The sequence below is a fragment of the Psychrobacter sp. CR212 genome, from assembly GCF_059693765.1.
Genome location: NZ_JCATIF010000006.1, coordinates 38869 through 50675, shown reverse-complemented (window position 1 = coordinate 50675; position 11807 = coordinate 38869). Strand labels below are relative to the sequence as shown.

The window sequence follows — 11807 nt, the reverse complement described above, 5'->3', positions numbered from 1 at the left end:
AATTATATAATTTTCATTGAATGAGTATTTTTGTCACTCTTAAAAAAATCTCATCAGTTTCATCACTTGCTATAGAAGCAACAGCCGTCATACCCCAAAACAACTCACCAAATAGCTCAATAGCTATCAGTAGGTGTTCAGCTGATAAATTAATGCTTATGAATTTAGAGGGTATATGCAAACCCTCATTAGTTCGACTAAAATACAACGACTTTTCTCTAAGAGCTGAGTATTTCCCTGTTTCATAGTTCATTATTATCTCTTCAACTCTCTCTTTACCAATACTGTTATATAAGCGTTCAGAAGATAAAAATAAAGGGTCGATAGAGATCCTATGCTTTTTGCCATGATTAAAGAGAGGGTCTTTCGATCGCTTTACTCTTTGCTTCGTTTCTAGCTCTCCTCTTGAGCGCATGTGCCCAGCGTGAACTTTAGCAATTTCTTCGAATACAGTAATAGATAAAAATAGCGAAGGTGCTGCACTGTCAGCCATTAATAAGGTATATGAAGCTTTTATCAAATCAAAGATATGCATAATAGCAGCATTATACTCATCTCTATTATGTAATCCTATATAACCATCAGAAATTGATAGAGATGCTTCGTATGCTATATGGTGACCCGTACTTTTCACTACGTTACTCCCTGTTAATGAATATCCATGACAATTGCAAAGCCTTCGATAGCTTTCGGTATTCAGCTGTAGCAAAATGTATAAGCCGCCTGAGCCTGAGAGTGGTTCTAGACAGCTTACTTCCGAGATGAGAGACTTACCCTAAGGACTTTAGAAGCTTGTTACTATCTAGATCATAACCTGCTTCACTCAGCTCTTTTGATAGCACCTGTTTCCAAGCACCAGCATTATCTAATTGGTTCCAAATAACACCGCTAAAATCTGTTGGAATGTCTAAGTCACCTGATTTGAATGCACATACCTTGTGCCGGCCTAGCTTCCCCATAAAATAACCTAACTCTAAAATCACATTTTGACGGGCTCGAGGTTGGTAATTATCTGCATCTTTCGATTTACCCATATCATCTGGAGTCAGTAATATAATTGCAAACCCTACATCCGCATAATGCTCAATTTTTTCAATAATCGTTTTATTACCACTTGCCTGTTCATGAAGAACAATAGCTTCAAAGTCATTTTTTTCTAGAAAACGGGCCATCATTTCTTTTGCATAATCGTCATGCCCATGAACGACAAATACTTTTCTATTAGATTGAGCTACAGCGTTAGCATCATATGTCTTAAGCTCAGGCTCTATTTTGCTATTTGAAGCAACATATTCTTTGTAGTCGCGTACAAATAGGATTATTAGCCCTCTAACTAAGTTGTGAATACAAGAGATTGTTTTATTATCGCGGCTACTAAAAAACTCGTATGCATAATTGAAAGCATAACTTGTATCATTACCTATTTTTTGAATTAATGCATACTTTAAACCCAAGTCATGTTCGTCATCGCCAGTCCATTGTAATTTGCTAGTGCCCGACATTCCTTTCTGTGTGGCATAGCTCGCTTCTAGAAATTTTTCTAAATCAATATTTTGAGTAAGTGCTTCATTAAAAGGCTGCAAGTCATCATGGCGCAATAGCTAAGCTAGCTTTTCAAGCAAGCCTTCATAAGTTTGGTTCTGTGATGCTTGGAGATCTAACACGGTATTATCGATTTTTTTGAATAGATCAACGGCCATTTTTATTCTCCTCGCTATCAGCCTGTATTCTTGCTTCACTTGCTTTATCTACAATCATTTGCCTATAGGCTGCCTTGACACCGTTAGCTATGTCGATAGCCATAGGATTTGAAGCGTAATTTTCAAACTTTTTATCAACCATGTTTTCCATTTGAACGATAGCTAACTCAATATTTTCAGCACTTTCAGCATCGAACTGTATGCTTCCTAGTTCACCTTCAAGCTCATCGGTCACTTTGCCCAACTCACTTAATGTCTTGTTCAGTTGATCCAGTCCTTTTATCTCGAACATCTTATCTACTCCTATTTCATGACTATCGATTTTTATAAAGTTATAATAGCAGGTTAGTTAATTAACAATTCACATTAGCTGAGCATATGCGACAATACGTGTCGTTTGAAATATTTGTCTCATTGTTTGGATAGAATGACTTTGTCATAATGCCAAAGCAGTTATACAAGCGTTCTTTTTATCTCACACTCTAGGAAGTATCATGACCAACCTACCTACCGAAACCCTATTTGATGAAACTGAAACGGCAAATAGTAAACAAATTGCTATTTTAAAGAAGCACTTTCCTCAATGTTTCGATAAGGGTGGACATTTTCAGCCTGAAAAGATGATGGAAGTCGTAAAAGCCAACGAAGTAGATATGGTCAAGGAATCATATAGCCTAAATTGGCTTGGTAAAGCTTATGCTAGGCTGTTAACCAACTTACCGCCTCAAAAGCTACTGAAACCTGATACAACGCATAACGAGAGCGCTGAAAACAATGATAGCGGCAATATACTGATTAAAGGTGATAATCTTGAAGTATTGAAGCACTTGGTCAATGGCTACCGTGAAAAAATTAAGATGATATACATTGACCCTCCTTACAACACGGGGTCAGATGGTTTTGTCTATCAAGATAACTTCAAGTTCACAGTAGATGATTTAAGCCGACTAGCAGGCATCGATAAAGCCGAAGCGGAACGAATCCTTAGTTTTAACGCTAAAGGTTCGAATAGTCATAGCGCTTGGCTCACCTTTATGTATCCAAGGCTATATATCGCTCGCGAATTAATGCGAGAGGATGGCGTTATCTTCATCAGTATTGATGATAATGAGCAAGCTCAATTAAAACTACTATGTGATGAGATATTTGGTGAAGAAAACTTTGTAGGTGAGATTGTCTGGAAGAACGTGACTGATAACAATCCTACTAATGTTGCTATTGAGCACGAATATATTCTTGTTTATGCAAAAGAGCTTCCTAAGCTGGAAAATTTTTGGAAGTCCAAACTTTCAGATGTAAAAGATATACTTATTAATGTGGGTAATAACCTGATATCTACTTATGCAGATAAAGATGAGCTACAAAAAGCATATTCAAAATGGTTCAAAGAGAATAAGTCGCAGCTTTGGCCATTAGAGAATTATAAGTTTATAGATGAACAAGGTGCATACTCTGGAGAAAGGGGAGTTCATAACCCTGGCAAAGAGGGATATAGATATGACATTATTCACCCAGTAACAGGCAAGCCGTGCAAAGAGCCTTTATTAGGCTATCGCTTTCCTGAAAGTACTATGAATAAAATGATTAAAGAAGGCAGAATTATTTTTGGGAAAGATGAAGATAAACTTGTAGAAATCAAGGTTTATGCTAAAGATTATGAGCAAAAACTAAGCTCAGTTATGATTTTGGATGGTCGTTCAGGTACTAACGAAATTAAAGAGTTATTTGACGATGTAAAAGTTTTCAATAACCCAAAAGCTGTAAGAATGCTTACGGATATCTTCTCATTTGTTTGTCGAGAGGATGACTTCGTTTTGGATTTCTTCTCAGGAAGTGGCTCTTCAGCTGATGCTGTTATGCAACTTAACTTGGAAGATAACGGTAACCGTAAATTTATATGCGTCCAGATTGATGAATTGACATATGAACTTGACTCTAATGCTGATAAGAAAAAAGCTAAAGAAGGCTCAAAAGAATCCTTTAAAGCTGGCTATGAGACAATTTTCGATATCACTAAAGCTCGTATTATTAAAGCTGCCCAAAAGATTGCTAGAGAGAATGCAGGCTATCAAGGTGACCTAGGCCTTAGAGTTTTTGAGACTATTGATGACTTTAGACCTAATATAGATGAAGATTTAGAAGTGAGTAATGAAAGCCTATTTGACGATATGGTATTAAGTGACGAGCAGTATCAAGCGCTGCTGACGACGTGGATGCTTTACGATAACAATGAGCTAACTGCAGACATTGATCATGTAGACTTACAGGGCTATAACGCTGAGCTGGTGAACAAAAACCTATATCTTATCGCCTCTGACTTTGGCACTCAAAACTTGAAGTGCTTGTTAGATAAGTTAGATGAGGATAAAAGTTTTGCGCCAGATAGAATCATAGTTAACGGCTACAACTTCGATACCGCCATTCAAATGGAATTAAACGAAGCCATCAGAAGCTATCAAAACAAAAAGAAGATCACTATCAATATTATTGTTAGATACTAAATTTTTGATAGCTATTTTCTTTTTCAACTTCATAGACGAGAGTGACCATGGCAGGCTTTAACTTTGAACCCAATCTACCTCACCAAGAAAAGGCAATTATTGCGTTAATAAAGTCGTTTGCAAATGTAGAGTTTCATTCTTCAAGCAACTATACCATCAATCAATATGTCAACCCTAAGATCAGTTTTAAAGCTACAGCGCTAGCCAATGACATTGAGCAAGTGCAAAAAGATAACGGTATATTTGGCACAGATAAACGCAGTGATGATCCTGTATTTGATATATCAATGGAGACAGGTACAGGTAAGACTTATACCTATACCAAAACCATGTATGAGCTTAACAAAATCTATGGGCTGTTTAAGTTTATCGTCGTCGTGCCTACTCTTTCTATTAAAGCTGGTACGGTAAACTTCCTAAAGAGTGACGCTTTGCGTGAGCACTTTCGCCATGATTTTCAAGGTGAATATCATGATAAGCAAATCGTCACTTATGTGGTTGAGAGCAAAAAAAGTAAGAAAGGCAAAAGATCGTATATGCCAGAGTCTGTGACTCAGTTTGTCAATTCCAGTCACGGTGACAAAAGTAAAATACACGTTTTGGTGATTAACCAAGGCATGATTAACTCACCCACTATTCAAGAAGAAAGATTTGATCGCGCACTGCTTGGAGAGAAGTACGATAGAGCAATCGATGCGTTAGCAGGTATCAACCCTGTCGTTATCATAGACGAGCCGCATAAGTTTCCACAAACGGGTAAAACTTGGCAAAGTATATCGAACTTAAAAGCACAGTTCACGCTACGCTATGGTGCAACTTTCAACGATGAGTATAAAAACCTCATTTACCATCTAACTGCTGTTGATGCCTTTAACCAAGACCTAGTCAAAGGGGTCACCGCTTATGTTGAAACCTTGTCAGGCAACGATGCTGCTAAGCTCACTTTAAAGTCATTGGATGGTAAAGAAGCCGAGTTTGAGCTCAGCGAAAATGGGACTAAAACTCGCCATATACTTAGCAAAGATGACTCCCTTTCAAGCATTCACTCAGCGATACATAGTTTAAATATTGAAAAATTAAATAAAACTACTTTGGTTCTTAGTAACGGTATTGAGCTTAAAAAAGACCAAAGTATTAACCCTTACTCTTATCATGAGTCTCTTCAAGACAGTATGATTCAAAAGGCTATCGAAGAACACTTTAAACTGGAGCGGGAGCTGCTTACTCGCAGTCCGCGCATCAAACCGTTAACGCTGTTCTTTATTGATGATATCGAGGGTTATAGAGACGGTAATGAGCTCGCTGGCAGTTTAAAAATACAATTTGAGACTTGGGTCCTAGCAATAGCTAAGGCCTATCTTGCTAAAGAAACAGATCCATTCTATAAGCAGTATTTACAGCGGACTATTAAAGATATCAGTCTGACCCATGGTGGCTACTTCTCAAAAGACAACACAGGTAATGACGAAAAAATCGAAGCTGAGATTAACGAAATTCTGCATGATAAAGAAAGTTTATTGTCACTGGATAATCCAAGACGCTTTATTTTCTCTAAATGGACGTTGCGTGAGGGGTGGGATAATCCAAACGTTTTTCAAATCTGTAAGCTTCGATCCAGTGGTAGTACGACCTCTAAACTACAAGAAGTTGGTCGAGGCTTGCGATTGCCTGTCAATGAGCATATGGCAAGAGAGAAGACTGATGACTTCCGTTTAAACTATTATGTCGACTTTACGGAAAAGGATTTTGTAGAGGAGCTAACTCAAGAAATCAATGATACCTCTGCTTCAGAAGTAGTGCCAGAAGAACTGAATAATGAGTTAGTTGAGCAAATCAAAAATCATTATGAAGTGAGTAAAAGAGAGCTCAGCAATCAACTTTATGACCAAAACTTAATTGATGATGACGAGAAGTTCTTGGAGGGTGGTTATCAAGCCCTTAAAGACCTATATCCCAACGCTTTTGCTCAGAAGCTGAAAAAAGATAAGGTTGTCGATAAGAGTAAAACAGATACGAAAAACAAAACTAAGGTTAGAATTGGTAAATACGAAGAACTCAAGGAACTATGGGAGTTGATCAATCAGCGTGCTATTTTAGAATACCAGTTTGAAGATGAGGTCAATTTCTACGAAAACCTGCTTATGGACTATCTGAAGCAAGAGATTGCTGCTAATAACTTCAGTAAGACTGGGCTCGTAACAAAAGTATCGAAGCTTCATATTCATAATAATCAAGCTGGTTATCAGAGCGTATATGATGATGAGGATGACTTCGCAAAAATTAGCACCATGAGTTACGGCAGTTTTTTACGCCAGTTATCTGAAAAAACGTATATAAAACTGCCAACCTTACATAAAGCGTTCGTTACTCTCAGACATCTAAAAGACAAAGGTGAACAGGGTCTAGATATTAATGACTACTTGAACATCCAAACTATCCGTAAGTTTGCTGACGGGATAAAACTCTATTTGTTCCAAAATGCTATGCAGAAGTTTGAAATAGGCTATAACATCATATCTAATCAAGTTCATCCTACCAGCTATACAGATTCAACTGGCTCACCTTTACTCGAGTTAAAATCAGGTCAGCTAGGTGTTCATTATGATAACGGTAAGCCCGATGATGCTTATCTTTTTGAGGATGTTTTCTATGATTCGCCTTTAGAAAAGCAGAATATTAAAGAGCAGATAAAGCATGTGACAGTATTTAGTAAGATCCCTCGCAATTCAATTAGAATACCGATAGCTGGAGGTGGTACTTACTCACCTGATTTTGCTTATGTCATTGAAACTGAAAAAGGTCAAACGCTAAATTTAATTATTGAGACCAAAGATACCAGCTCATCTGATAATCTGAGAGCAGAGGAAAGCCGTAAGATTAAGCATGCTGAGCGGTTGTTTAATCAAATGGAGTCAGATGGACTTAGTGTCAGCTTTAGCACACAGTTTCAGGATGATTTGGTGAAGGATATTATTAATAAGGCGTTAGATCGGGCTGGATAAAGGAAGATGCGTCAATAATGAGAGCAAACTAAATAGTAACCGTAACATTTCATTGGATAATAAGGACTTTAAGATGTATAGAGGTTCAGAATGGGGGCGTTGGGATTTACATGTTCATACAAAAGGAACTGCCAAAAATGATCAGTTTGGCAATATAACTTTCGATGAATACTGTGAGAATTTGTTTGCTAAAGCTTTAGAGAAAGATATTAAGGTTATAGGTATCACTGACTACTTTAGTATTGAAAACTTTGAAAAAGTTAAGATTTTTCAAGAGCATATTAACAAACATCCTTCATTCACTGAATGTCAAAAAGATGCGATAAGTAAGATATTTCTAATACCTAATATAGAGCTTAGAATTATTCCAACTACTTCAAAGAGTAAACTAGTCAATATCCATATAATATTTAATCCAGAGATTATTGAAGATTTCAAAAGTGGGTTCATGACGAAAGTTGAAATGACAACCGATACGCAGCAAAAGTTCAATTTAACTAGACATGATGTTACAAGCTTAGGCAGACACCATGATTCTAAAGCCATCGATAACGATACTGCCTATAAAATTGGCTTAAGAGAACTGGTTATAAGTCATACTGATATCATAGATACTATAAATTCAAGAAAGATTTTATCTGATAATTGCCTCATATTTGTTTCTAATAACTCAACAGATGGTGTTTCAGGCGTTGGTAAGCATGAGGTTCCACCAAGAGAGTTAATGAATACAATTTACAGAACATCTAACGGAATTTTCTCACCGAAACTATCTGATATTGAGTACTTTATAGGCAAAAGAGCTGATGATAAAGAGGAAATAATAAAAAAATATGGTTCATTAAAACCTTGTATACATGGTAGTGATGCTCATTGTTTAGAAAAGCTATTTGACCCTGATCTGAATCGATACTGTTGGATTAAAGCTGAGCCAACCTTTGAGGGTTTAAAACAAATACTTCATGAGCCTGAAACACGCGTTTACATAGGCTCAAATAGACCAGAACCCAAGTTAGATTACGAGGTAATTGATAGAATCGAAATCAACAATGAAAACATAGGTAATAACGTTCTTTATTTGAATCCAAACCTTAATGCTATTATTGGTGGCCGTTCTTCTGGCAAATCTACCTTAGTCCAGTGTATCGCTAACAAGGTTGCTCCTAGTTCTCTGAAAAATGGTGAACCAGAAACTCATGTTCAAGAAATTTCAGATTGTATTAAAATAATTTGGCAGGATAATAAGGAAGATGATACAAGGTCTATAGATTATTTTTATCAAGGTCATATGTTTCATAAAACACATGAAGAAGGTATTGAAAGTATAGTTAAAGATATCCTGTTCCAATTAAACCCGAAAGTCTATGAAGATAGTGATAAAAAAATTGCAGGGTTGAAACAGAAAAATGCTAGTCAGCTTTCGAGCTATTTTAGTAATCAAGAACTTATCAAACAAAAGCTTGAACAGTCAAGTAGCATTGGAAATAAAAGCGATATTTCACAGCAGATTGACAGATTAAATCAGTTAATAAACAAGTCTAGTGTTGGGAACTATACTCAGCATGAGCTTGAAGAACATAGTAAAAAACAAGCTGCTTTGAAAAAGCTGGAGTATAGTCTCAGCACTCTTAAAAGCACTATAGAAGATATAAGTAATCTATCCGTAGAAAATGTATTAGAAATCAGAAATCCATTTTTAGATAACCCTTTTTACCAATATATAAAAAACACTACAGAAGAAAAGCTTAATAATATCGAAATTTTTGTTGAAGCCCAAGTTGAAGAGTTAAAGCAAGCAGCAAAACTAGCTCTAAATACTACTAAGAATTATTATGAGGAGCAAATTTCTTTAATAGATACAGATAGTAGGTTTATCCAAATAGAGCAATACCTTAAAGCTACTGAGTCGATAAAGCCATTAATAGTCCAAAAAACTAGAGAAAATGAAAAGCTTGAAGTTATCATGCAGTTAGAAGATGAGATCAATGAAATTAGAAATGAATCTAGCGTAATTCTAACTAAAACTCATGATAATTGGCGTTTAATAAATAAAGAGCCCTTACTTCTAACTAAAGAGATTAAAGTGCTTGAGGATAATAGCTTAGAAATATCACCTATTCCAAAGTTTCAGAGCGAAAAATTTAATGCATTTATAGTCAAGTATATTAATCAACAACCAGAAAAAGCACAAAATTATGCAAATTTACAATTTTCCGATGTGGAAGCTTTATTTTCAGGTTTTATCGATATTATTGAAGCACTAGAAAAGGGTTCAATTAAGCTAAAATCAGGCTTTACAGAAGAGAGTTTTCATTCTGAGTTCCTAACTACGACTTGGTTTAAGCTTAGCTATGATGTTCTTTATGAAGGTGACAGTTATATTGAGATGTCACAAGGTAAAAAAGCTTTTGTAGTTCTAAAGTTAAGCTTAGAATGTAGCGAAAGGAAATGTCCGATAATAATAGATCAACCAGAGGATGATTTAGATAACAGAGCCATTTATACAGAACTTGTAACATACATTAAAGAGAAGAAATCAAAAAGACAAATTATCCTAGTGACACATAATGCTAATGTTGTAGTTAATGCTGATAGTGAACAGATTATAGTTGCTAATCAGCACGGGTCTAAAACTCCTAATAATGGCAGTAAAAAGTTTGAATATAAACTCGGTAGTATCGAATCAAACGTTAAGTTTGATTCTGAACATGCGTCTATTTTAGAGTCCAAAACCATAAAAGAGCATATTTGTGAAATTCTTGAGGGTGGAAATACTGCATTTAAGCTAAGAGAGCAAAAGTATAATTTTTGATATATTGAAAGTATTACTAAACACTAGGTTTGCTATCTGATCATGTATCGATAACCAACCTAGGTCTTTTGAGAATATGATTTCAAATTAAATCTTTTATATCCACTTCTAGTGCATCACAAACTTCATACGCCTTTTTAAGAGTAACATTCTTTTCACCACGCTCTATATTTCCCATATAGCTTCGATCAATACCTGCCATTTCTGCAAGTTTTTCCTGAGATATTCCTTTACCTTTTCGTACCTCACGGACACGCTTTCCAAAGGCAATCATGCGATCATCTGTTGTCATTTCATTAACCACTGCTAAAGATAGCAATAATCACAGTGGTAAGCTACAATATCCACGGGATATAGTCGGTATTGAGAGGTGAGCGTGGAAACTAAACTAGAGTATCAGTCAGATATAACAGAAACTAATAAGCTGATCTGTGAGAGGTATTGGTTAAGAGAAGGCGATAAACGAAGTGGTTTTATATATACCTGTAAAGAAATAGGTCAAGAGTTTGATGTTAAGTATCAGGATATACATAGTATCGTTAAAATAAATGCTCATCTTGTCGTACTAGACTGCCAATGCATAGAATGTGGTAAAACTAAGGTTTGCTATACTCGTTCACAGCTGACTCAATTAAAACCTGATAGTTGGCGTTGTGACAGTTGTTGGAAAGTGCTTCAAGAAACAAGAGAACAAGAGTATCTAGAGTATCGGCTTGAACAAAAGCGTTTAGAAGAAGAACGAAGACAAGCGGCCCTCCAGTATATTAATGATTACAGAGGTACTCAATTAACTGAGGTCCTGCCAATAACTGAGCTTAATGAAGTAGATAAGCTTTTACTTGCTGCAGCTATGGAAAGCTTAGGAGCAGAAAACCTAAAAACTACGATCTCTCTGCGCGATAATATATCACTATTTTTATCACCGTTCTTTGGACTAGATCAAAAAATACTTCACCATCTTTTCAAGCTAAATCTGCTTTTATTGGCTCCTGAAGAGAGCTATGAATATGTTAGTGTCAATGAAGAAAGAGAGTTAGAGATTGATTATTATCAGGCAACTTTTGAGTTTGCTTATGAGACTAATGACCTGACTAAAATAATGGTAGATACTAAATCCAAAAAGAATATCAGTGCTTTAGTCAGCAATACTCAGTTTGAAATGTGGTGTCAGCAAATACAGCTAGGAGAGTGCCTAAGCTATCTGATTACTAGGTCAAAACTAAACAACTTGGCACCGCCTATTGGTGAAAAGCTCATAAGCTTACTTAGAGCTTGTTTAGCTGAATGTTCTGTATCTGTTATGCACTATATAATCTATAAAGCGGTTGAAAGTGCTGCTGCCTTCGTGCAAAAACCGAATATTACTAGAAAGCATGCATCAAACTCTATTTCAGGTAATATCGAACGGGTTTTTGGTAAGATATCTAGTGGTAGTTGGTATCCTAACAAGTCTTATCGTGACGCTAGTCACCCTCAGTCTGCTATGGCAAAGGTATTTTTTGATTACGTGTTTAGAATAGAGGATGGCGGTTTTCATTACACTCTCGATGAGCTGTTTAGTCCTTATAAACCGCAGCAGACTATTGGACAAGTGGGTTATGCAACCCTAGGAAGTGCGCAAAGTACTAACTACTCAATTACAATCAATGATTTGAAGTAGTGTAAAACCTAAAGAACCAAATCTGTTATAAGATCCTCATACTAAGGCCAAATACTAAGTGTATTTGGCTTTTTTAATAACTCTAGTAATAGATTAGAAAGTAATGCGACAACAGTTGTCGTATATTGTTGA

Annotated in this window: 8 protein-coding genes; 4 read left to right on the top strand and 4 right to left on the bottom strand. The window is 36.1% G+C overall.

What is annotated here, in order from left to right:
* Positions 1-13 precede the first annotated feature (13 nt).
* The 3 genes from AC58CZ_RS11150 to AC58CZ_RS11140 form a co-directional block, all read right to left on the bottom strand.
* A complete protein-coding gene (locus AC58CZ_RS11150) occupies positions 14-634 on the bottom strand; it encodes an AbiV family abortive infection protein (RefSeq protein ID WP_494224499.1) in 621 nt (206 codons plus the stop codon).
* Between the two features lie 136 nt (positions 635-770).
* Entirely contained in the window at positions 771-1598 is an 828-nt protein-coding gene (locus tag AC58CZ_RS11145; RefSeq protein WP_494224498.1) for a TIR domain-containing protein, read from the bottom strand.
* A gap of 91 nt (positions 1599-1689) precedes the next feature.
* Positions 1690-1992, bottom strand: a complete 303-nt coding sequence (locus tag AC58CZ_RS11140) for a YuaX family protein (RefSeq protein ID WP_494224497.1) — start codon at positions 1990-1992, stop codon at positions 1690-1692.
* A gap of 202 nt (positions 1993-2194) precedes the next feature.
* Here AC58CZ_RS11140 and AC58CZ_RS11135 point away from each other — a divergent pair, with 202 nt between their 5' ends.
* The 3 genes from AC58CZ_RS11135 to AC58CZ_RS11125 all read left to right on the top strand — a co-directional run bounded on the left by AC58CZ_RS11135 (position 2195) and on the right by AC58CZ_RS11125 (position 10015).
* Positions 2195-4201, top strand: a complete 2007-nt coding sequence (locus AC58CZ_RS11135; protein ID WP_494224496.1) for a DNA methyltransferase — start codon at positions 2195-2197, stop codon at positions 4199-4201.
* Positions 4202-4248: 47 nt separating this feature from the next.
* Complete coding sequence (locus tag AC58CZ_RS11130; RefSeq protein WP_494224495.1) at positions 4249-7203, top strand: type III restriction-modification system endonuclease; 2955 nt, start codon at positions 4249-4251, stop codon at positions 7201-7203.
* A 73-nt stretch (positions 7204-7276) separates the two neighbouring features.
* Positions 7277-10015, top strand: coding sequence for a TrlF family AAA-like ATPase (locus AC58CZ_RS11125; RefSeq protein ID WP_494224494.1), 2739 nt, complete (start codon positions 7277-7279; stop codon positions 10013-10015).
* A gap of 82 nt (positions 10016-10097) precedes the next feature.
* On the opposite strand, the gene AC58CZ_RS11120 is transcribed toward AC58CZ_RS11125, so the two are convergent.
* Positions 10098-10307, bottom strand: a complete 210-nt coding sequence (locus AC58CZ_RS11120; RefSeq protein WP_201599984.1) for a helix-turn-helix domain-containing protein — start codon at positions 10305-10307, stop codon at positions 10098-10100.
* Positions 10308-10391: 84 nt separating this feature from the next.
* Here AC58CZ_RS11120 and AC58CZ_RS11115 point away from each other — a divergent pair, with 84 nt between their 5' ends.
* Positions 10392-11675, top strand: a complete 1284-nt coding sequence (locus AC58CZ_RS11115; protein WP_494224493.1) for a hypothetical protein — start codon at positions 10392-10394, stop codon at positions 11673-11675.
* The last annotated feature ends 132 nt before the right edge of the window (positions 11676-11807 follow it).

Bases quoted from the DNA above. Each gene is read 5' to 3' on its own strand.
- AC58CZ_RS11140 (WP_494224497.1), bottom strand. From the start codon at position 1,992: ATGTTCGAGATAAAAGGACTGGATCAACTGAACAAGACATTAAGTGAG.
- AC58CZ_RS11135 (WP_494224496.1), top strand. From the start codon at position 2,195: ATGACCAACCTACCTACCGAAACCCTATTTGATGAAACTGAAACGGCA.
- AC58CZ_RS11130 (WP_494224495.1), top strand. From the start codon at position 4,249: ATGGCAGGCTTTAACTTTGAACCCAATCTACCTCACCAAGAAAAGGCA.
- AC58CZ_RS11125 (WP_494224494.1), top strand. From the start codon at position 7,277: ATGTATAGAGGTTCAGAATGGGGGCGTTGGGATTTACATGTTCATACA.
- AC58CZ_RS11120 (WP_201599984.1), bottom strand. From the start codon at position 10,307: ATGACAACAGATGATCGCATGATTGCCTTTGGAAAGCGTGTCCGTGAG.